Source organism: Salinibacterium sp. G-O1 (assembly GCF_030063305.1).
GTDB lineage: Bacteria > Actinomycetota > Actinomycetes > Actinomycetales > Microbacteriaceae > Rhodoglobus.
In genome coordinates, this window is sequence record NZ_JASISV010000002.1 from 897,953 (window position 1) to 917,100 (window position 19,148).

General features: G+C 65.4%; 22 protein-coding genes. 5 read left to right on the top strand and 17 right to left on the bottom strand.

Features of this window, described 5'->3' with window-relative positions:
- The 11 genes from rnc to QMG83_RS10825 form a co-directional block, all read right to left on the bottom strand.
- Nucleotides 1-690, bottom strand: a complete 690-nt coding sequence (gene rnc / locus QMG83_RS10775) for a ribonuclease III (RefSeq protein WP_283505357.1) — start codon at nucleotides 688-690, stop codon at nucleotides 1-3.
- 33 nt (nucleotides 691-723) lie between these two features.
- Nucleotides 724-927 carry a 50S ribosomal protein L32 gene (gene rpmF, locus QMG83_RS10780; RefSeq protein WP_283505358.1) on the bottom strand — a complete coding sequence of 68 codons (204 nt, stop codon included), beginning with the start codon at nucleotides 925-927 and terminating at the stop codon, nucleotides 724-726.
- A 2-nt stretch (nucleotides 928-929) separates the two neighbouring features.
- Nucleotides 930-1,481 (bottom strand): YceD family protein, encoded by a 552-nt coding sequence (locus QMG83_RS10785; RefSeq protein ID WP_283505359.1) that lies wholly within the window; start codon nucleotides 1,479-1,481, stop codon nucleotides 930-932.
- Nucleotides 1,482-1,549: 68 nt separating this feature from the next.
- Nucleotides 1,550-2,863, bottom strand: coding sequence for an aspartate aminotransferase family protein (locus tag QMG83_RS10790; RefSeq protein WP_283505566.1), 1,314 nt, complete (start codon nucleotides 2,861-2,863; stop codon nucleotides 1,550-1,552).
- Between the two features lie 63 nt (nucleotides 2,864-2,926).
- Nucleotides 2,927-4,093, bottom strand: coding sequence for an ABC transporter substrate-binding protein (locus tag QMG83_RS10795; protein ID WP_283505360.1), 1,167 nt, complete (start codon nucleotides 4,091-4,093; stop codon nucleotides 2,927-2,929).
- Nucleotides 4,094-4,140: 47 nt separating this feature from the next.
- Complete coding sequence (locus QMG83_RS10800) at nucleotides 4,141-4,926, bottom strand: ABC transporter permease (RefSeq protein ID WP_283505361.1); 786 nt, start codon at nucleotides 4,924-4,926, stop codon at nucleotides 4,141-4,143.
- Nucleotides 4,923-5,714: an ABC transporter ATP-binding protein gene (locus QMG83_RS10805; RefSeq protein ID WP_283505362.1), complete on the bottom strand. Its 792-nt coding sequence runs from the start codon at nucleotides 5,712-5,714 to the stop codon at nucleotides 4,923-4,925. The genes QMG83_RS10800 and QMG83_RS10805 overlap by 4 nt, the downstream gene beginning before the upstream one ends.
- Nucleotides 5,711-6,604, bottom strand: a complete 894-nt coding sequence (locus QMG83_RS10810) for an ABC transporter permease (RefSeq protein ID WP_283505363.1) — start codon at nucleotides 6,602-6,604, stop codon at nucleotides 5,711-5,713. Before QMG83_RS10810 ends, QMG83_RS10805 begins: the two co-directional genes overlap by 4 nt.
- The gene (locus tag QMG83_RS10815) at nucleotides 6,601-7,632 is read right to left on the bottom strand and encodes a TIGR03842 family LLM class F420-dependent oxidoreductase (protein ID WP_283505364.1); all 1,032 of its coding nucleotides are present in this window, start codon (nucleotides 7,630-7,632) and stop codon (nucleotides 6,601-6,603) included. The genes QMG83_RS10810 and QMG83_RS10815 overlap by 4 nt, the downstream gene beginning before the upstream one ends.
- A gap of 13 nt (nucleotides 7,633-7,645) precedes the next feature.
- The gene (gene hydA / locus QMG83_RS10820) at nucleotides 7,646-9,064 is read right to left on the bottom strand and encodes a dihydropyrimidinase (protein ID WP_283505365.1); all 1,419 of its coding nucleotides are present in this window, start codon (nucleotides 9,062-9,064) and stop codon (nucleotides 7,646-7,648) included.
- A gap of 17 nt (nucleotides 9,065-9,081) precedes the next feature.
- On the bottom strand, nucleotides 9,082-9,930 hold the full coding sequence (locus QMG83_RS10825) for a nitrilase-related carbon-nitrogen hydrolase (RefSeq protein ID WP_283505366.1): 849 nt from the start codon (nucleotides 9,928-9,930) through the stop codon (nucleotides 9,082-9,084).
- A gap of 210 nt (nucleotides 9,931-10,140) precedes the next feature.
- Between QMG83_RS10825 and QMG83_RS10830 the strand changes: the two genes are divergently transcribed.
- The 3 genes from QMG83_RS10830 to QMG83_RS10840 are packed head-to-tail and all read left to right on the top strand — an operon-like array spanning nucleotide 10,141 to nucleotide 12,909.
- The gene (locus QMG83_RS10830) at nucleotides 10,141-11,112 is read left to right on the top strand and encodes a putative F420-0 ABC transporter substrate-binding protein (protein WP_283505367.1); all 972 of its coding nucleotides are present in this window, start codon (nucleotides 10,141-10,143) and stop codon (nucleotides 11,110-11,112) included.
- Nucleotides 11,105-12,118 carry a putative F420-0 ABC transporter permease subunit gene (locus QMG83_RS10835; protein ID WP_283505368.1) on the top strand — a complete coding sequence of 338 codons (1,014 nt, stop codon included), beginning with the start codon at nucleotides 11,105-11,107 and terminating at the stop codon, nucleotides 12,116-12,118. Before QMG83_RS10830 ends, QMG83_RS10835 begins: the two co-directional genes overlap by 8 nt.
- The gene (locus QMG83_RS10840; RefSeq protein ID WP_283505369.1) at nucleotides 12,115-12,909 is read left to right on the top strand and encodes an ABC transporter ATP-binding protein; all 795 of its coding nucleotides are present in this window, start codon (nucleotides 12,115-12,117) and stop codon (nucleotides 12,907-12,909) included. The genes QMG83_RS10835 and QMG83_RS10840 overlap by 4 nt, the downstream gene beginning before the upstream one ends.
- Nucleotides 12,910-12,921: 12 nt before the next feature.
- Here QMG83_RS10840 and QMG83_RS10845 read toward each other — a convergent pair whose 3' ends face one another.
- The 3 genes from QMG83_RS10845 to QMG83_RS10855 are packed head-to-tail and all read right to left on the bottom strand — an operon-like array spanning nucleotide 12,922 to nucleotide 15,105.
- The gene (locus QMG83_RS10845) at nucleotides 12,922-13,713 is read right to left on the bottom strand and encodes a GntR family transcriptional regulator (protein WP_283505370.1); all 792 of its coding nucleotides are present in this window, start codon (nucleotides 13,711-13,713) and stop codon (nucleotides 12,922-12,924) included.
- A gap of 1 nt (nucleotide 13,714) precedes the next feature.
- Nucleotides 13,715-14,119: a D-ribose pyranase gene (rbsD, locus tag QMG83_RS10850; RefSeq protein WP_283505371.1), complete on the bottom strand. Its 405-nt coding sequence runs from the start codon at nucleotides 14,117-14,119 to the stop codon at nucleotides 13,715-13,717.
- The gene (locus QMG83_RS10855) at nucleotides 14,116-15,105 is read right to left on the bottom strand and encodes a ribokinase (protein WP_283505372.1); all 990 of its coding nucleotides are present in this window, start codon (nucleotides 15,103-15,105) and stop codon (nucleotides 14,116-14,118) included. The genes rbsD and QMG83_RS10855 overlap by 4 nt, the downstream gene beginning before the upstream one ends.
- 119 nt (nucleotides 15,106-15,224) lie before the next feature.
- Between QMG83_RS10855 and QMG83_RS10860 the strand changes: the two genes are divergently transcribed.
- Complete coding sequence (locus QMG83_RS10860) at nucleotides 15,225-15,884, top strand: transaldolase family protein (protein WP_283505373.1); 660 nt, start codon at nucleotides 15,225-15,227, stop codon at nucleotides 15,882-15,884.
- Nucleotides 15,885-15,899: 15 nt separating this feature from the next.
- On the opposite strand, the gene QMG83_RS10865 is transcribed toward QMG83_RS10860, so the two are convergent.
- Entirely contained in the window at nucleotides 15,900-16,580 is a 681-nt protein-coding gene (locus QMG83_RS10865; RefSeq protein WP_283505374.1) for a FadR/GntR family transcriptional regulator, read from the bottom strand.
- Nucleotides 16,581-16,637: 57 nt separating this feature from the next.
- Between QMG83_RS10865 and QMG83_RS10870 the strand changes: the two genes are divergently transcribed.
- Nucleotides 16,638-17,504: an amidohydrolase family protein gene (locus tag QMG83_RS10870; protein WP_283505375.1), complete on the top strand. Its 867-nt coding sequence runs from the start codon at nucleotides 16,638-16,640 to the stop codon at nucleotides 17,502-17,504.
- A 12-nt stretch (nucleotides 17,505-17,516) separates the two neighbouring features.
- Here QMG83_RS10870 and QMG83_RS10875 read toward each other — a convergent pair whose 3' ends face one another.
- On the bottom strand, nucleotides 17,517-18,284 hold the full coding sequence (locus tag QMG83_RS10875) for an SDR family NAD(P)-dependent oxidoreductase (protein WP_283505376.1): 768 nt from the start codon (nucleotides 18,282-18,284) through the stop codon (nucleotides 17,517-17,519).
- Nucleotides 18,277-19,143, bottom strand: a complete 867-nt coding sequence (locus tag QMG83_RS10880; RefSeq protein ID WP_283505377.1) for a fumarylacetoacetate hydrolase family protein — start codon at nucleotides 19,141-19,143, stop codon at nucleotides 18,277-18,279. The genes QMG83_RS10875 and QMG83_RS10880 overlap by 8 nt, the downstream gene beginning before the upstream one ends.
- Between the last annotated feature and the right edge of the window lie 5 nt (nucleotides 19,144-19,148).

The following is a 19,148-nucleotide window of genomic DNA, read 5'->3' on the forward strand; positions in this document are numbered from 1 at the left end:
TCAGGTGGCGGGTGTCTGCAGCAGGGTCCAGGCCTGGAGGGCCGCGGCCATCTCCGCGTGCTTCTTGCTGGAGCCATCCCCGGCGGCGATCGGGTCTGTGCCCAGCAGCACCGTCGCGTGAAAACGCTTCGAATGATCGGGGCCGCTGTCAGAGACCTGGTAGCTCGGAAGACCTCGTCCGAGTCTGGCCGCCAGCTCCTGCAGGCTGGTCTTCGGATCCATGGATGCGCCGAACCGGTCAGGGTTCTCCAGCAGCGGGCGGATCAGACGCAGCACGAGAGCGGTTGCGGCCTCTCCCCCGAGGTCGAGGTAGGTGGCCCCGATGAGAGCCTCGAGAGTGTCGGCGAGGATCGACGACTTGTCGCGACCTCCGGTGAGCTCCTCTCCGCGACCGAGACGGATGTACGCCCCGAGGCCGATCGAGCGCGCGACTTCGGCGAGGGCGACGCTGGACACCAGGCTCGCGCGGCGCTTGGCAAGCTCACCCTCGTCCAGCTGCGGATTCTCCGTGTAGAGCATGACCGTGACGGCCTGGCCCAGGATCGAGTCGCCGAGGAACTCGAGGCGCTCGTTGTGGGCGAGCCCGCCGTTCTCGTACGCGAAAGACCTGTGGGTCAGCGCTAGTTCAAAGAGTCCGGGCGCGACAATGACGCCGAGTACGGACGATAGTTCGTCAGTGTTCGGCGTCATGATCGGCTACGCGTAGTGAAGCAGACCGATTCGTTATACGTCGGCGACCTTGCGGCCCTTGTACTCCATGTACAGGGCGGTGCCGGTCGAGTCTTCAACGACCTTCGCGCGGTGCGGGAGGCTGTAAACGGTCTTGCCGTTCTCGATGGTCTTGACAAGCGTGGGGGCGGTGGCCTTCCACTGGGCGCGGCGCATGCGGGTCGATGCCCGCGACATTTTGCGCTTCGGTACAGCCATGGCTAACTCTTCTCTTCGTCTGTGGTGATGGTGTCGTTCAGGTTGTCGAGCCCGGCAAGCGCCGCCCATCGTGGATCGACGGGAGCCTCATGCTCATGACCCGGGTTGTCCAGAAGCCGCACCCCACACTCTGGGCACAGGCCGAGGCAATCTTCCTGACAGACCGGTTGGAACGGCAGTGACAGCACTACCGCATCCCTGACCACTGGTTCCAGGTCGACGTGGTCGTCGTGAACCATATAGTCAAAAGCTTCGTCAAAAGAATACGCGAAAAGCTCCTGGAATTCGACCCGAACCGGAAGCTGCACGTCTGTGAGGCACCGAACGCACTCTCCTTCGGCCGTAGAACGCAGTTTTCCGGAGATAAGAATGCCGTCGTGCAGCGACTCAAAGCGGGCGTCGATGTGCATCTTCGCGCCGGTTTTCACACCGATGACGGCATTTCCGAAGCCTTCTGGCACGTCGAAGTCGAGGTCTTTCTCGCGCATCTCGCCCGGGCGGTGCATGAGGTCGTAGACCGCAACGGTGTATGGGGTCTGAATGAGATGTGACACGAGAGACGATTCTACGCTTTCGGGCAGGATGGCGCTCCCAGGCGCCGGGGACGGGTCGAGCGGGCCCGCTACAGGCCCTTCTCGACCTCCGTGAAGGCTTCGTCGTAGATCGACAGCGCGTGCGCAACCTGGTCGGCTGTGACGATGCACGGCGGCACCACGTGAATGCGGTTGTCGGCGGCGAAGGGCAACAGCCCGCGGGCCATCAGCGCCTTCTTCAGCTGCAGGATGACCCCACCGGAAACCGCCTGACGCGACTCGCGGTCGTCCACAAGGTCGAGGGCCCAGAAGACCCCAAGACCGCGCACGTCGCCGATGAGCTCGTGCTTCTGCGCGAGCTCGGCCAGCCCCGGTGCGAGGTGATCGGTTCCGATGGTGCGGGCATTCTCGATCACGCCGTCGGCATCCATCGCGTCGATCGAGCCGACGATCGACGCCATGGCCAGCGGGTGGCCGGAGTAGGTGAGCCCGCCGGGAAAGACCTGAGTCTCGAACTCGTTGGCGATCGAATCGGACATCAGCACGCCGCCCACGGGCACGTACCCCGAGTTGACGCCCTTCGCGAACGAGACGAGGTCTGGCACCACGTCGAAGCCCTGCCAGGCGAACCACTCGCCCGTGCGTCCGAACCCGCACATGACCTCGTCCAGGATGAGCAGGATGCCGTACTTGTCGCACAGCGCGCGCACGCCGGGAAGGTAGCCAGCGGGCGGCACGATCACCCCTGCGGTGCCTGGCACAGTCTCGAGCAGGATGGCGGCGATGGTGGATGACCCCTCGGAAACGATCACGCGCTCGAGGTGCTGCAGCGCACGCTCGCACTCCTGCTCCTCGGATGTCGACCAGAACTCGGAGCGGTACTCGAACGGGCCGAAGAAGTGCACGTGGCCCCGGGCGAACTCGTTGGGCATGCGGCGCCAGTCGCCGGTGGCCACGATCGCGGCTCCCGTGTTGCCGTGGTACGAGCGGTAGGTGGAGAGGACCTTGTCACGGCCGGTGGTGAGGCGCGCCATCCGGATGGCGTTCTCGTTAGCATCCGCACCACCATTGGTGAAGAAGACTTTGCTGAAGTGCGAGTCGGCTTTGGCGACGATGCGCTGCGCTGCCTCGCCTCGCGCGAGGTTGGCAGCGGCGGGGGCCACGGTGGTCAGGATGTCGGCCTGCGCCTTAATCGCGTCGACGATGGCCGGATGCTGGTGACCCATGTTCGTGTTCACGAGCTGGCTGGAGAAGTCGAGGAAGGTGTTGCCGTCGAAGTCCCACACCTCACAACCCTTGCCGCCGGCGATCACCATCGGTGTGAGCGCACCCTGGGCGGACCAGGAGTGGAAGACGTGCGCCCGGTCGAGATCGTAGGCGCGTGTACCGTCAGCAGAAGTCATCATTGATCCTTATAGAAAGCGGTGGAGGGCCGGCCGAAGCCGACCCTCCACACTGTATTACGGTTACTGGCCGCCCTCGGTGAGCACGACGTCGATCGGAGCGTATTCGCCATCGACGACGACGCCCTCATCTGCGAGCTCGGCGAGCGCGGTCTCGATGTACTTGTTCGAGTACGCGGAGGTGGCGGGCTCGCCGGTGATGAGGTTGATGCCGTCCTGGTTGACGGCCGCCAACGCACCCTTGATCGTCTTGCTCCATGCTGAGGCGTCGATGACACCGAAGTCACCGCCGGCCCAGATGAGCTTGTTGACCTCGTTCATCTGCCACGTCTGGTGGACGGGACCGACCGGGAAGGCTGCTTCGGCGTTGATCGCGGCGTTGTACGTGATCGACGCGGCCTCTTCTGGGTTGTCGCGAGCGAAGATCCAGCCCTTCGTGACGGCCTTGAGGAAGCGGACGGCGGCATCGGCATATGCCGGGTCGTCGAGCCTGGCCGTGTCGGCCCAGATCGCATCCTGAAGCATGGCGCCATCGGTGTCTTCGTACGAGACGACGTCGAAGTCTTCGGGCTGGTAGAGCTTGCCTGTGGTCGGGTTGACGACCTCAAGAATCTGCGCCCACTCGTTGTAGGTCATCGCCTGGGCGGCGTCGACGTCACCATCAAGCAGGGCGTTCATCGAGAAGTCCTGCGTTGTGATGGAGACCGACGAGGCGTCGAGCCCGTCGGCGGCCATCGCTGCGAAGATCTCCCACTCGTTGCCGAAGCCCCACGATCCGATGCGCTTGCCCTCGAAGTCCGCGACGTCCGTAAGCCCGTCGCCCTTGAACGACACCTGGAGCGTGCCCGACTTCTGGTAGACCTGCGCGATGTCCGTGAGCTCTGCACCCGTTGCCTCGAGTGTGCCGAGAACCTTGGGAACCCACGCCACGGCGAAGTCGACGTCGCCTGCCACGAGGGCATCCTGCGGAACGATATCGCCGCCGGAGGGGATGATGTCGACGTTGTCGAAACCTTCCTCCTCGAAGTAGCCCTGGTCGAGAGCCACGTAGTATCCCGCGAACTGCGCCTGCGGCAGCCACTGCAGCTGGAGGCTTATATCGGTGATCGGCTCAAAGTCGCCCGAATCCGTGCTGGTGTCGGTTGCCGGTGCCGTGCACGCGCTGAGCGCGATCGCGGCGATGGCTGCGACTGATGTGACGGTCAGGCCACGCCTGGTGCTGTGTCTCATGCTGTTACCTTTCGTGATGGATGGTGCTGGGTGCTGCTGGATGCCGGTCACACCGGCTTTCGCCTCGACACGAGCCACTCGAGCAGCGACGTGACGAGGAAGAATACGAGGCCGATGGCGATGCCGCCGGCCACATAGGCGAACGCGAGTGACGCACGCCCCGACTTGGCGTAGGTGGCGATCGCGGTGCCGATGCCATCGGCTGGCCCGCCGAAGTATTCGGCGACGAGGGCCGCGATCACGGCGATCGAGCTCGCGATGCGCAGCCCGGTCATCAGGTAGGGCAACGCTGTGGGCAGCGTCAGCACGCGGAACGTCTGCAACCCGGTTGCGCCAGACGACCTCAGCACATCGCGGTGCACCGGTCGGGTCTGCCGCAACCCCCGCAGCACGTTCACGAACACGGGAACGAACGCGGCTATCGCCGCCACAGACTGACGGCCGAACTGGCTGGATGCCCCGAACATCGTGTTGAGGATGGGAGTGAGCGCCACGATCGGCACCACCGCGATCGCGGCAACAAGCGGGGCGAGCATGCCGTCGATGGGCTTGGATGTCGCGGCGAGCGCCGCGAGCACGATGGCCGCGATCGCCCCCGCCGCCAGGCCCACGAGTGAGTTGGATGCCGTGATGCCCATGTCTTCGATGATGATCCCGGAGCGAAGCACGAACTCATTGATGATCGCGATGGGGCTCGGCAGCGCGCGCGGTGCCACCTTCAGGACATCGACCGCGACAACCCAGATGACGAGGATCACGACGCCAACGGTGATCGGAGCGACCACCCGCACCCAACCGGGTGCGGGGCGCAGCTCTGCGCCTGATGTCGTCATCGTTCGTTCGCCCGCTCGACGGGGGTGCCGTGCAACGCCTCGCGCACCGCGGTGACCCGCTCGAAGTATGCCGGCGACTCCCTCAGCGCCTCGTCGCGGGTGTCGCCGAGTCCCGTGGTGAGAATGTCGGTGATGCGCCCCGGGCGGGGGCTCATCACCACGACACGATCGGAGAGGAACACCGCCTCCGGGATCGAGTGCGTCACGAAGACGACCGCAGCGCCGGTGTCAGCGGCGATACGGGTGAGTTCGCCCTGCAGGTACTCGCGGGTCATCTCGTCGAGCGCACCGAACGGCTCATCCATGAGCAGCAGCCGTGGTTGTTCGGCGAGAGCCCGCGCGATGGCCACGCGCTGCTGCATCCCGCCGGAGAGCTGATCCGGGTACCGGTCGACGAATTCGGTGAGTCCCACCAGCTCGGCAAGCTCAGCGACCCGGGCGGCCCTGGCGGGCTTGGCCATGCCGTGCAGTTCGAGCGGGAGCGCGATGTTGCCGGCGACCGTGCGCCACGGCAGCAGGCCGGCCTGCTGGAACGCGATTCCGTAGTCCTGATCGACGCGAGCCTTGCTGGCGGGCTTACCGAAGATCTCAAGCGTGCCCGAGGAGGCAGGGTCGAGGTCTGCGATCAGACGAAGGAGGGTCGACTTGCCACAGCCGGACGGGCCGATGAGTGAGACGAATTCGCCAGCATCGACCGTCAGCTCTACCTCGGTCAGGGCAACGACATCCCCGTCTTTGGTCGGAAATACCTTGCCAACACCCTCGGCGCGTACAGCGAACTCGGTCATGCGGTTGCCTCTCCCCTGCGATAGTTCTTGAGGCCGAAACCGATCAGTGCGACCGATCCGGCCGCGACGAGCCCGAGGGCGATCGAACCGAACGTCGGCCCCCAGGGTGCTGCCGGGTCACTCGAGCCCTGGCCAGCGAGTTGGATGAGCATCCGCCCGATCCCGCCCCGCATGCCGATCGACACCTCGGCGACAACGGCACCGACCACGGCACTGGCGGCGGCGAGCCTCAGAGCCGGCAGCAGGTGCGGCACGGCGGCCGGCAGTCGCAGCCGAAGCAGGGTGGGCCAATACCCCGCGGCGTAAGTACGCATCAGGTCGAGGTGGATGCGGTCTGGCGCCTCGAGGCCCCGCAGCACCCCGACGGCCACCGGGAAGAACGCGAGATACGACGCGATCAGGGCGACGGAGAGCCACTGCGGCCAGGGAGTTCCGCCGCGATCGATCTGGGTGCCGATGCTGTTGACGATGGGCGCGAAAGCGATGAGCGGAACCGTCTGGCTCACCACGATCCACGGCAGCAGGCCCCACTCCGCGAGCCTCCAGCGCTGCATGACCAGGCCGAGAAGTGCGCCGACGGAGACGCCGATGAGCCAGCCGACCGCCGCGATGCCGAGGGTCAGCAGACCAGCGGTGACCACGGGCACGATGAGGGGCGGGGTGTCGCCACCGCTCGTCGACTGGAACAGCCTCGCCACCATCTCCCAGATGTGCGGCATGGCGCGGTCGTTGGTGCGCGGAAGCAACATGACGCCGGAGCCGGTCTGGCCCGTGATGGCGCCCACGACGAAGCCCTCGGCCGGCCCCAGAAACTTGTACACCTCCCAGATGACCATGATGGCCACCACACCCAGCACGCCCCATGCGATTGCGGCACGCTGTCGGGTCATGCCTTAGCCACGATGTGCTCACGCAGGGCAGGCATGACGATCTCGCCGTACTGCCGAAGGGTCTCTTCCTTGTTGTCATGCTGCAGGTAGCCGGCGAACTGGTCGACCCCGAGCTCCTTGAGCGCCTTCAGCTTCTCGATGTGCTGCTCGGCAGTGCCCAGCACGCAGAACCGGTCGACGATCTCATCCGGCACGAAGTCGGCGTGCGTGTTGCCCGCCAGGCCGTGCTGGTTGTAGTCGTAGCCTTCGCGCGCCTTGATGTAGTCGGTGAGAGCCGCGGGAACGTTCGAGCCCTCCCCGTACTTCGCCACGATGTCGGCGACGTGGTTTCCCACCATCCCGCCGAACCACCTCGTCTGGTCGCGCATGTGCTTCATCGCGGTCTCGTCGGAGGAGTCACCGATGTACATCGGCGCCGCGACGCAGAACTTGATCGCCATCGGGTCACGGCCGGCCTTCTCCGCGGCATCCCGAACCGTCTTGATCATCCACTCTGCGATATCGAGATCGGCCAGCTGCAGGATGAACCCATCCCCGACCTCGCCGGTGAGCTTGAGCGCCAGCGGCCCATACGCGGCCACCCACACCTCGACCTCAGAGCCGCGCGACCACGGGAAGCGCAGCTCGGCCCCGTTGTATTCGACGGAGCGGCTGTTGGCCAGCTCGCGGATCACGTGGATCGACTCACGCAGGATTTTCAGCGTAGTCGGGGCTCCGTTGGTGACGCGCACCGCTGAATCACCCCGGCCGATGCCGATCACGGTGCGGTTGCCATACATCTCGTTGAGCGTCGCGAAGACGGATGCGGTGACGGTCCAGTCGCGGGTCGCCGGATTCGTGACCATGGGTCCCACGATCACGCGTTTGGTCTCGGCCAGGATCGCACTGTAGATCACATACGGTTCCTGCCACAGCAGATGTGAGTCGAACGTCCACACGTACTCGAAGCCATACTGCTCCGCGAGTTTCGCGAGGTGAACTGTGCGTGATGCCGGTGGGTTGGTCTGGAGAACTGCTCCGAATTCCATGGTGCCGCTTTCCCTAGATGAGGTACTGCGAGAGGCTGCGTTTGACGAACTGGCCGTCGCCCTTGGCGCCCAGGTACTGGTTGTCGTCGACGATGACCTTGCCGCGCGAGAGCACGGTGTCGACGTGACCGTCGATCTCGAAACCCTCCCAGGCCGAGTGATCCATGTTCATGTGGTGGGTCTTTTCGAACCCGATCGAGGTGTGGCCGTTCGGGTCGTAGATGACGATGTCGGCGTCGGCACCGGGCTGGATGACGCCCTTCTTGCCGTACAGCCCGAACATCCGGGCCGGGGTGGTCGCGGTGATTTCCACCCACCGCTCGAGCGAGATCTGGCCATCGACCACACCCTGATAGAGGAGGTCCATGCGATGTTCCACCGAGCCGATGCCGTTGGGAATCTTGCGGAAATCGCCGAGCCCCAGGTCTTTCTGACCCTTCATGCAGAACGGGCAGTGGTCGGTGGAAACCATCTGGATGTCGTTGGTGCGAAGTGACTGCCACATCGCGTGCTGGTGGCCCTCCTCCTTCGACCGCAGTGGCGTCGAGCACACCCACTTGGCGCCGTCGAATCCGGGTGCGCCAAGCTGTTCCTCCAGCGAGAGGTACAGGTATTGCGGGCAGGTCTCACCGAACACGTTCTGACCCTTGTCGCGGGCGGCAGCAAGCTGCTCGACGGCCTGCTTCGCAGAGACGTGCACCACGTAGAGCGGCGCGCCCGTGAGGTGCGAGATCATGATCGCGCGGTGCGTCGCCTCCTCCTCCATCTGCCAGGCGCGGGCGATGCCGTGGTAGTACGGCGCGGTGTTGCCCTTGTCGATGAGTTGCTGGGCGAGCACGTCGATGACGGGCCCGTTCTCGGCATGCATCATCGTCATCATGCCGGTGTCGGCAGACACCTGCATCGCCTTCAGGATCTGGGCGTCATCTGACATGAAGACACCCGGATAGGCCATGAACAGCTTGAAGCTCGAGATTCCTTCGTCAGGAAGCGAGCGCATCGCGGCGAGGGAATCGTCGTTCACGTCACCGATGATCTGGTGGAACGCGTAGTCGATCGCACAGTTGCCTGACGCCTTCTGGTGCCACGTCGACAGCCCGTCCATCACCCGCTGGCCGAAGGTCTGCACAGCGAAGTCGATGATCGTGGTGGTGCCGCCCCAGGCGGCAGCCCTGGTGCCCGTCTCGAAGGTGTCTGACGCCGCGGTGCCGCCGAACGGCAGCTCCATGTGGGTGTGCGCGTCGACACCACCGGGAATCACGTACTTGCCCGCGGCGTCGATGACCGCATCCACGTTGCCGGCGACGTCAAACCCGAGCAGGCTCGAGCCGGGTGCCAGCACCGCCGCGATGGTCTCGCCGTCGACGAGCACGTCGGCAAGCGACCGTCCCGTCGAGGTGACCACAGTTCCGTTTTTGATGAGCGTCTTCATTGATTGCTCCAGTTCGGTTACGGCTTGGGGATGCTCGTGTACGAGTCGGGGCGACGGTCGCGGTAGAACTGCCAGTCGTCGCGCATCTGCTGCACCATGTCCATGTCGAGGTCACGGATGAGGATCTCCTCCTCGGAACCTGACCCGCGTTCGCCCACGAAGTTGCCCCGCGGGTCGATGACCTGGCTGGTGCCATAGAAATCGACAGCCATCTCGCCGTACTCGTTGTCTTCCCGACCGACGCGGTTCGGCTGAAGCACGAAATATCCGTTGGCGACGGCCGCGCATGGGCCCTCGACCTCCCACAGCCGGTTGGAGAGACCCGGCTTGGTGGCGTTCGGGTTGAAGACCATGTGAGCTCCGTTGAGCCCGAGCTCGCGCCATCCCTCGGGAAAGTGGCGGTCGTAGCAGATGTACAGGCCGATCTTTCCGACCGAGGTGTCGAAGACGGGATAACCCATGTTGCCGGGGCGGAAGTAGAACTTCTCCCAGAAACGGTCGAGATGCGGGATGTGGTGCTTGCGGTACTTGCCGAGGATCGTGCCGTCGGACTCCACCACCACAGCCGTGTTGTAGTACACGCCCGTGATGTCTTCCTCGTAGATGGGCAGGATCATGACGATGCCCAGCTCTTTGGCGAGAACCGCGAATCGCTGCACGATCGGCCCATCCGCCTGCTCGGCGTACCGGTAGTACTTCTTGTCTTCGGTGATTCCAAAGTACGGCCCGTAAAACAGCTCCTGGAAGCAGATGACCTGGGCGCCATCGGCCGCCGCATCGCGGGCGAACTGCTCGTGCTTGGCGATCATCGACTCTTTGTCGCCAGTCCAGGTGGTTTGTGTGATGGCAGCGCGTACAACGGTCATGGATGAAACCTCCGGGTCTGCCCCTCATCATCGAGGGCGCACGTTTCCCCATTGTTTCTGTTTGTGACCGGCACGTAAATAGACTGGGCAATACAGACCCGTTCGACCGGGATGGCGTGGAGTGCTGCCCTCGGATGCGGGCTGCCGGTCGTTTCGCGTGAATTACACCGCAATCAACCAAACCGCGCCCGCGCAACCAGGAGGCTTCCCTTGCCCACAATTCGCGGCTCGCTCGCACTTTTCGCAGTCACAACGCTGGCTCTCGCCGGCTGTGCGGCCACGTCCGTGGAACCGGCCGCCGAGCCCACGGCCGCCGATTCGCCGGTGTCTGTCACGAACTGCGGCACCTCGGTCGTGTTCGATTCGGCGCCGCAACGGGTGGTCACGATCAAGTCGTCCACCACCGAGACCCTGCTCGCGCTCGGTCTCGGCGACCGCATCGTCGGCACCGCCTTCCAGGACGGCCCCGTGCCGGACGAGTGGGCTGCCGACGCGAAATCCCTCACCTCGATCTCCGACAAGGTGCCGAGCGAAGAGGTGGTGCTCGAGATGCAGCCAGACCTGGTCTACGCGGGCTGGGAGTCGAACTTCTCGGCCGAGGGCGCCGGCGAGCGCTCAGAGCTCGCGACGCTCGGGGTGGCCACCTACGTCGCCCCGGCCGCCTGCCAGAGCTCGGGCCAGCCGCCGAGGCTCAGCTTCGACGACATCTTCGGCGAGATCACCGAGGTCGCATCCATCTTCCGGGTGGATGCCACCTCCCTCCTGGAATCGCAGCAGGAGTCGCTTGATGCCATCGAGGCCGTGGGCGACGGCCGCAGCGCGTTCTGGTACTCCTCGGGCGCTGACACCCCGTACGCCGGCGCCGGGATCGGTGCGCCGCAGCTGGTGCTCGATACGGTCGGGCTGACGAACATCGCCGCCGACGTGAAGTCCACCTGGGCGCCCTACAGCTGGGAGTCGGTCGTCGACGCCGACCCCTATTTCATCGTGCTGGTGGATGCCACGTGGAACACCGTCGCGTCGAAGATCACCAACCTCGAAACCAATCCAGCAACGGCCAACCTCGACGCCGTGAAGAACAAGCGGTACCTGCTGGTGCCCTTCGCGGCGAGCGAGGCCGGTGTGCGCACGGTCGAGACCGTGGCATCCATTGCAAAGCAGATCACGGAGCTCGATGGCTAGGCGCCTTCCGCTCGCCGTCGCGGCGCCCGTGCTGGGCGCTGCCCTGGTGGCCTCGATCGTTGTCGCGGTCACGATCGGTCCAGCGGACATCCGCTTCGACGAGGTGTGGGCGTCGATCGCCAGCCACCTCGGATTCGGCGTCAGCCCGCTGCCGCTGCTGCGGGACGGCATCGTGTGGGAGCTTCGGTTGCCGCGCGTGCTCACCGCTGCTGCGGTCGGCGCTGGGCTTGCCATCGCGGGAGCCGTGATGCAGGCGATCACCCGGAATCCGCTCGCCGATCCCTACCTGCTGGGGCTGTCATCCGGGGCATCACTCGGAGCGGTCGCCGTGCTGCTGCTCGGCGCCGCAGTGCTGCTGCCGCTCGCCGCCTTCCTGGGCGCCATGGTGGCCCTGGGGCTCACGCTCCTGCTGGCCAGCTCCCTCGGCGCAATCACCCCGAGTCGCACAGTGCTGGCGGGGCTGGCCGTCTCGGCGCTGGCCTCGGCAATCACCAGCCTCGTGATCTTCTGGACCGTGACCGGCGACTCATATCGCGAAATCCTCGGCTGGCTGCTCGGATCTCTCGCCGGGGCTCGCTGGCCCGCCGTCACCATCGTCGTGATCGCCATCGTCATTGCGGGAATTCCGATCATGCTCACCGGACGGTTGCTCGACGCGTTCGCGTTCGGCGATGTGTCGGCAGCCTCCCTCGGGGTGAACGTCAGCGCGACCCGCTGGGCACTGCTGGCGGCCTCGGCGCTGCTCACGGGAGCGATGGTGTCGGTGAGCGGCTCCATCGGCTTCGTGGGGCTGATCCTGCCGCACGCTGTTCGGCTCATCGCGGGGCCCGCTCACCGCGCGCTGCTTCCGCTGGCCGCGCTCGTGGGGGCCATCTTCCTCGTCTGGGCAGACACCGTCGCCCGCACCGCGTTCGAGCCGCGCGAGCTGCCGGTCGGCATCGTGACCGCGATCATCGGAGCGCCGATCTTCGCGCTGCTGCTGTCGCGGAGACGGAGGCTGACATGACGGGGAATTCCGCAGCGGACGGGCTCGAGGCATCCAGAATCAGCATTCGTGCTGGCAACACCGTGCTCATCGACGGAGTCGACTGCACGATCCCGTCCGGCACCGTCAGCGCCCTGATCGGACCGAATGGTGCCGGCAAGTCGACACTGCTGCGCACCCTCGCCGCCGTGCAGCAACCGGCGACAGGAACCGTGGCGTTTGATGGCACCGACCTGTTCGCGATGCCCCGCCGCGAGCGCGCCAGGCTCGTGGCCTTCGTCGAGCAGGATGCCACGACCGACACGGCAATGACGGTCACCTCGGTCGTCGGGCTCGGGCGTCTCCCCCACCAGTCGCTGTTTCGTGATGACACCGGCGACTCCGCCACGATCGTCGCCGCGGCACTGCACACCGTGGAGATGTCAGGGTTCGCCGACCGCGAGTTCGCGAGCCTCTCGGGCGGCGAGCGCCAGCGGGTGATGCTCGCGAGGGCTCTCGCGCAGCAGCCGACCCTGCTGCTGCTTGACGAGCCCACCAACCATCTCGACATCGGCGCGCAGCTCGAGGTGCTGGGGCTGCTCGGCCGGCTCGCGGCGAACGGCACCACGGTGCTGGCAGCGCTTCATGATCTCGGTCTTGCCGCCTCATACTCCGATCACGTGATCGTGCTGCGTGCCGGCACGGTAGTTGCCGCCGGGCGCACGGCCGAGACGCTCACGCCCGAGCTCATCCGGGAGGTCTACGGCGTGCACGCCACGGTGCTGCACAACCCGACCACGGGCCGCCCGGTGATCGCGCTCAGCCCGCTGTAAGCCGGTCGTGGGTCAGTCGACGACGCTCAGGCTTACCGAGGATCCGTCGTTCTGCAGTCGGAACTCGAACCGGCTGCGGTCGCCGCGGTGGTAGGCCACGAAGTGTTCCATGGGCGCCCCCTTCGCATCGCGGCTCACGCTGCGAAGCATCATCAGCGCGCTGCCGCTCGCGATCTGCAGAAGCTGCGCCTGTTCCGGCGAGGCGATGACCGCCTCTGCCGACCGGACGCCGCTTGTCGCCGCGATACCGAAATCGGCGAGCACGCCGTACAGCGAGTTTTCCGACATGTCGACGCCGAGCGTGTGGGTTCCGGCGGCGTCCGGCATCCACGTGGTCGTCAACGACCAGGGTTCGCCATCAACCCACCTGAGACGCTCGAGCACCACAACGGGACTGCCCGCCGGGATTTCCAGGACACGCGCCACCTCGTCATCAGCGGATTCGCGCTCGTGCCTCAGGATGTCGCTGTGGACGTGACCGCCGCGACTGGTGACCTCGTCGTAGAGTCCGGACAGCGTGTGAACGAGGCTCTCGGCAACCTTCGGGCGGGCCACAAACGTACCTTTGCCCTTGACCCGTTCGACGACGCCCTCAACCTGCAACTGGGCAAGGGCCTGACGCACCACGGTGCGCGAGATCCCGTACAGCTCGCAGAGGCGATGCTCCCCGGGCAGCGAGTCTCCCGGGTCCAGCGAACCGTCCTCAATGAGATTCAGGATCAGCTGGCGCAGCTGGTCGTACATGGGAACGGCAGAGTATCGATCGATTCCGGCGTCAGTCGGCAGTGCGAATTCTGTGGTCATGTCAGTACGCCACGCCCGCCTGCAGGATGATGTTCGCGAATGGCGTGTACTCCCCGGAGCGCACGAACGCTCGCGCGTCGCGCGTCATGGCCTTGAACTCGACGTGCGGAATCATGGTGATCTCGACCCCCAGGTCGTGGAATCGTCGCTGCAGCTCGGCGAGCATCTCCGGGCTCCTCTCCGCGATTTCGGCCGAGACTGTTGCGCCCTCGACGGCGAGTTCGGCCAGCACCGTGTCGAGCACATCGAGGAAGGCCGGGGCCCCTGGCCGAAACGCGAGGTCGATTCGATCGGCGCCGACCGGGATCGGGAGCCCGGCGTCAGTGACGACGATGAGGTCGGTGTGACCGGTCTGCGAGATCACCCGCGACAGCGCCGGGTTGATGGTCGTCTGTGTACTTCTCATCGGGAATCCGCCTTGCCTGCCGGTGTCGGCATTGAACCGGTCTTCAGCAGCGCATCAACGTCGGTGCGGTGCGGGAGGCTAGGAGACGCCCCGCGCTGGGTGACTGTCAGCGCTCCGGCCGCGCCGGCCCGGCGGATGGCATCGTGCAGCGGCATCCCGAGAGCGATGCTCGCTCCAAGGTATCCGGCGAAGCTGTCGCCCGCAGCGGTCGTGTCAATCGATGTGACGGGGATGGAGGGAAAGGCGGTCACCTCGTCAGCGGTCACCAGCAGTGCACCCTCGGCAGCGAGGGTAATGATCGCCGCCCTCACCCCGCGTTCGAGGAACCAGGCGCCGGCCCGCGTCGCGCTCTCGACATCAACAACGTCGATGCCGGTCAGGATGCCGGCCTCAGTCTCGTTTGGCGTCACGATGTCGACGTCTGCCCAGATCGCCTCATCGAGAGCGATTGCGGGGGCTGGGTCGAGAACGACCGTCAAGCCATCCTCTCGAGCCCTGCGAATGGCATAGCCGGACAGCGGCGCCGGAATCTCGAGCTGCGTCAACAGCACGGACGATTGTGCAGAGCACGCATCAAAGGCCTCGTCTATTTGTGCGGTGCTGAGGTGTTCGTTGGCCAGCGGAACCATCACGATGTCGTTCTCGCCGGAATCGTCCACGCGGATGTGAGCGATGCCGGTGCGTTGCCCCTCGATGGCGCGAACATGGTCGATGCTGACGCCCGAGTCGCGCAACCCATCGATGATGAGGTCATGGAAGAGGTCAGTGCCGACGCAGGCGAGGAAGTGAGCGTTCGCCCCCGCTAGCCCGACCGCAACCGCCTGATTGGCGCCCTTGCCGCCCAGGACGAGGGTGAACTCGTCGCCGTGGATGGTCTCGCCGCGCGCAGGAAGCCGGCGTGAGAAGGTGGTGAGGTCTGCTGTGACACTTCCCACAATGATGACGCCGGTGCGAGCCCGTGCATCTTCATCTGACTGATTGCCCATTCGGCGACTCCCCTTCGAGCACTTTGACATCTGCGCTTGCCTGTCATTACATTAGCGGGGAAGCACATGTAACGACAGGTCGGCTGTGATGGCGTCGACACACCCTGAACGGAGACGCCATGGACACCACCCCCCGGATCTATGTGGACAGCGCGGATGTCACGGCGGTAAGTGAGTTGCTGGCGACACGACTGGTGTTCGGCGTGACCACAAACCCGACGATCCTCGAACGCGGCGGCCAGCGGCTTGCCAATCTGCCGTCGCTCTATGCGCGGTGGGTCGACGAAGGCGCGAACGAGGTCTTCTTCCAAGCCTGGGGCACCACGGCCGAGTCGATGCTTCACAACGCGCAGACGCTTGCCGCGCTGGGTGAACGAGTCGTCGTGAAAGTACCTGCGACGCGCGATGGGTTCATCACCACGCGCGCCCTCGTCGCGCGCGACGTTCCCGTTCTCATCACCGCGGTCTACTCCGTGGCGCAGGCGCTCGCCGGCGTCGCCTATGGCGCCCGCTACCTCGCGCCCTATTTTGGTCGGCTCGGCGACAACGGGCGTGACGCTCTCGGCCTGATCACCCAGATGCAGAAGGTGTGCGAGGGTTCGGCCACCAACGTGCTCGCGGCAAGCCTTCGATCACCCGACGACATCGTCGCGCTTCGGCTCGCCGGCGTCCGGCACTTCACCGCGGCTCCCGACGTAATCTTCGCAGCCCTGCACGACGACATCAGCGAGCAATCGGCTGCCGATTTCGAGGCGGCCGTGGAGCGTATCTCACCCTGACCGGCCCTCGCCGGCTCAGGGAAGCTGGCTTGCCGTCCTAAGCCATTTCTCCACACCAGCGATGTGCACGGTGGCCAGTGCCTGCGCCAGTTCCGCGTCTCCACTCTCCAGTGCATCGACGATCGCATCGTGTTCAGCGAGGGTTCGCGCCACGGAGCCCGCCTCTGTCAGTCCGCGCCACAGGCGCGCACGAATGGTGCTGCTGGTGAGGGTGTCGATGAGGCTGGCAAGGTAGCTGTTGCCAGACAACCCAACGATGTCGCGATGAAACTGCACATCGTGTCGCACGAGGTTCTCGACATCCGTCTCGGGATCGACCGAGGCAACATCCTCGCGAAGCTTCGATACGCCGGTCGCGTCAATCGTGCGCGCGGCCATGGCGGTTGCCGCGGGCTCCAGCATCCTGCGCACCTCGAATATCTCGAGTATCGAGGCGTCGTCGTGCAGATCGATCACGAACGAGATCGCTTCCAGGAGCAACTGCGGCTCGAGGCTGGTGACATAGGTGCCGTCACCGCGGCGCACATCCAGCACGCGGATGACCTCGAGCGCTTTCACTGCTTCACGCATTGAGCTGCGTGAGAGCCCGAGCCGTTCGCTGAGCTCCTTCTCCGGTGGAAGCCGGTCCCCCGGCGCCAGCTCACCACTGACGATCATCGCCTTGATTTTCTGAATCGCCTCGTCGGTCACAGCCACGGCACACAGTGTATGCGGTTGTGGGCCAAACATCCGATGTCACGGCACAATGGGACCATGCGCCTCATCGACACCCACCTGCATCTGTGGGACCCGAATCGGTTCGACTACGCGTGGCTCGACGCCGTGCCCGGCTTGCGGCAAACGTTTGGGCTTGCCGAATTGGCGGACGCATCGATCCCCGCCGAGGGCGAACTGCGAGAGTACGTGTTCATGCAGGCCGATTGCGCGCCGGCACAGGCCGTCGCGGAGGTGGACTGGGTCGCCGAGCTGGCGGAGGATGCCCCGATCCGCGGCATCATCGCGTTCGCTCCCGTGGAAGATGAATCCGGACTGGACGCCTCGCTCGAGCATTTCGCGTCCCGCCCGCTGGTCAAAGGGGTCAGACGGCTGCTGCAGTCCGAGCCCGCGGGATTCTCGCGATCTGAGGCGTTCCTTGCGGGCGCTCGCCGGCTCACGGGAGCCGGCTTGACCTTCGACGCCTGCGTCACAGCCGACCAGCTGGAGGATGTCGCGGTGCTCGCCCGCGCGGTACCCGACCTGCGAATCGTGCTCGATCACCTCGGCAAGCCCACCATCGGTGAGGCGGGAACGGCTGACCGGGATGGCTTCGACCGCTGGCGCGCCGACCTCGGCAATGTTGCGGCTGAACCAAATGTGTGCGTGAAGCTCTCCGGGCTGCCCGCACAGGCGACGGCATCCTGGACCACGGCGCTCCTCACCCCGTACCTCGACGCCGCACTCGACGCATTCGGGGCTGAGCGAACCATGTTCGGCAGCGACTGGCCTGCATCATCAGGCCAGTCCAGCTACCAGCGTTGGATCGAGTTTGTGCAGGAGTGGCTGGAAGGTGCCGTCGACGACGAAGACGCGCAGCGCATCCGGTTCATGAATGCGCAGCGCGTCTACCGTCTGCCGAGCTGATACTCCTGCCGCCTACTGGCCGGGCGGGCGCAACCTGAGTTCCTGCATTCCGCCGTCAACGGCAATCGACGTTCCCGTCGTCGAACCAGAGAGCGGGCTGACGAGGTAGGACACGGCACCGGCGATCTCGTCCGCCGCCACCAAGCGTCCGTGGGGCTGGCGAGCCTGAAGAGCTGCGCGTTCCGCCTCGGGGTCGGCTGCGGCATCCAGCAGGCGCGCCACCCACGGAGTGTCTGCGGTGCCGGGATTCACCACATTCACCCGGATTCCTTCCCGAACATGGTCGGCGGCCATGGCACGCGTCAGCGAGAGCACGGCGCCCTTGGTTGCCGTGTACAGGGCGCGCTGCGGCAGACCCGCCGTCGCCGCGATGGATGCGATGTTGCAGACCGAGGCCGCGGGCGAGCGACGCAGCCAGGGCAGCGCGGCAGCGGTCGTGCGCGCAATGCCAGTGACGTTGACGCTCAGCACCCTGGCCCACTCGTCGTCATCGTTGGCGGCGATGTCGCCGGCCGCCCCCATCCCGGCGTTGTTGACCAGAATGTCGATGCGACCGAACTGTTCGGCAACAGCATCCACAGCGGTAGTCACCGAAACTCGATTAGAGACATCGGCAGCGAATGCCGCGTGGGCCGGGTTGGCGTCGGCGGGGTTCAGGTCGAAGACCGCCACCTGCGCGCCCTCGGCGTGAAGCCGGTCGGCGATGGCCGCCCCGATGCCCGACGCGCCGCCGGTCACGATCGCGACCAGACCGTCGAGGGGGCGAGTGGACTCAGACATTGGTTTCTCCTGAATGTGCGACGAACTCCTGACGCTGACGACCGAGGCCGTCGACCTCAATCTCGCAGACGTCTCCGGGCTTCAGGTACGGGAATCGCCCCGACAGTGCAACGCCCTCGGGCGTTCCCGTCAGCACGAGATCCCCCGGTTCCAGAACCAGGTACTGGCTGAGGTGCCACAACACGAAGTTCACGTCGAAGATCAGGTCACGGGTGGACGAATCCTGTCGCGGCTCACCGTTGACCCAGCTGCGCAGTCGAAGATCCGTGGCGTCAACCTCATCCGGTGTGACAAGCCAGGGTCCGGTGGGGTTGAATCCAGCAGCACACTTGCCCTTCGACCACTGGCCGCCAGACTCCTCGATCTGGAAGGTGCGCTCGGAAACGTCGTTGGCCGTGACGAATCCGGCGATGTAGTCACCTGCGACAGCGGGCGACTCGAGATACGACACACGCTTGCCGATCACAACGCCGAGCTCGACCTCCCAGTCGGTCTTGACGCTGTTCTTCGGGATCTCGACGGTGTCGTACGGCCCCACGACGGTGTTGGGCGTCTTCATGAACATGATCGGGATGGTCGGCGGCGCCGAGCCAGATTCGGCGGCGTGCGCCGCGTAGTTCATACCGATGCACACGACGGCGCTCGGTCGCGCAATGGGTGCTCCCACGCGCATCTCGCCAGCGCCCTCGAGGATCGGGAGACTGCCCGTCGCCAACGCTGACGCGACAACCTCCTGCGGGTCTGACGCCAGGAACGCACCGTCGATGTTGCTCGTGATGCTGCGAAGATCCCGGTATCGGTCACCATCCATGACGACGGGGATCTCGCTGCCGACGTCGCCGAGGCGTGCGAATTTCATAATTC

What these genes read in the sequence shown, in the direction of transcription:
- QMG83_RS10870 (WP_283505375.1), top strand. Translation starts at nt 16,638, where the DNA reads ATGCGCCTCATCGACACCCACCTGCATCTGTGGGACCCGAATCGGTTC.
- rbsD (WP_283505371.1), bottom strand. Translation starts at nt 14,119, where the DNA reads ATGAGAAGTACACAGACGACCATCAACCCGGCGCTGTCGCGGGTGATC.
- QMG83_RS10800 (WP_283505361.1), bottom strand. Translation starts at nt 4,926, where the DNA reads ATGACGACATCAGGCGCAGAGCTGCGCCCCGCACCCGGTTGGGTGCGG.
- QMG83_RS10840 (WP_283505369.1), top strand. Translation starts at nt 12,115, where the DNA reads ATGACGGGGAATTCCGCAGCGGACGGGCTCGAGGCATCCAGAATCAGC.
- QMG83_RS10835 (WP_283505368.1), top strand. Translation starts at nt 11,105, where the DNA reads ATGGCTAGGCGCCTTCCGCTCGCCGTCGCGGCGCCCGTGCTGGGCGCT.
- rnc (WP_283505357.1), bottom strand. Translation starts at nt 690, where the DNA reads ATGACGCCGAACACTGACGAACTATCGTCCGTACTCGGCGTCATTGTC.
- QMG83_RS10805 (WP_283505362.1), bottom strand. Translation starts at nt 5,714, where the DNA reads ATGACCGAGTTCGCTGTACGCGCCGAGGGTGTTGGCAAGGTATTTCCG.
- QMG83_RS10825 (WP_283505366.1), bottom strand. Translation starts at nt 9,930, where the DNA reads ATGACCGTTGTACGCGCTGCCATCACACAAACCACCTGGACTGGCGAC.
- QMG83_RS10880 (WP_283505377.1), bottom strand. Translation starts at nt 19,143, where the DNA reads ATGAAATTCGCACGCCTCGGCGACGTCGGCAGCGAGATCCCCGTCGTC.
- hydA (WP_283505365.1), bottom strand. Translation starts at nt 9,064, where the DNA reads ATGAAGACGCTCATCAAAAACGGAACTGTGGTCACCTCGACGGGACGG.
- QMG83_RS10875 (WP_283505376.1), bottom strand. Translation starts at nt 18,284, where the DNA reads ATGTCTGAGTCCACTCGCCCCCTCGACGGTCTGGTCGCGATCGTGACC.
- QMG83_RS10815 (WP_283505364.1), bottom strand. Translation starts at nt 7,632, where the DNA reads ATGGAATTCGGAGCAGTTCTCCAGACCAACCCACCGGCATCACGCACA.
- QMG83_RS10790 (WP_283505566.1), bottom strand. Translation starts at nt 2,863, where the DNA reads ATGACTTCTGCTGACGGTACACGCGCCTACGATCTCGACCGGGCGCAC.
- QMG83_RS10860 (WP_283505373.1), top strand. Translation starts at nt 15,225, where the DNA reads ATGGACACCACCCCCCGGATCTATGTGGACAGCGCGGATGTCACGGCG.
- QMG83_RS10855 (WP_283505372.1), bottom strand. Translation starts at nt 15,105, where the DNA reads ATGGGCAATCAGTCAGATGAAGATGCACGGGCTCGCACCGGCGTCATC.
- QMG83_RS10795 (WP_283505360.1), bottom strand. Translation starts at nt 4,093, where the DNA reads ATGAGACACAGCACCAGGCGTGGCCTGACCGTCACATCAGTCGCAGCC.
- QMG83_RS10810 (WP_283505363.1), bottom strand. Translation starts at nt 6,604, where the DNA reads ATGACCCGACAGCGTGCCGCAATCGCATGGGGCGTGCTGGGTGTGGTG.
- rpmF (WP_283505358.1), bottom strand. Translation starts at nt 927, where the DNA reads ATGGCTGTACCGAAGCGCAAAATGTCGCGGGCATCGACCCGCATGCGC.
- QMG83_RS10845 (WP_283505370.1), bottom strand. Translation starts at nt 13,713, where the DNA reads ATGACCACAGAATTCGCACTGCCGACTGACGCCGGAATCGATCGATAC.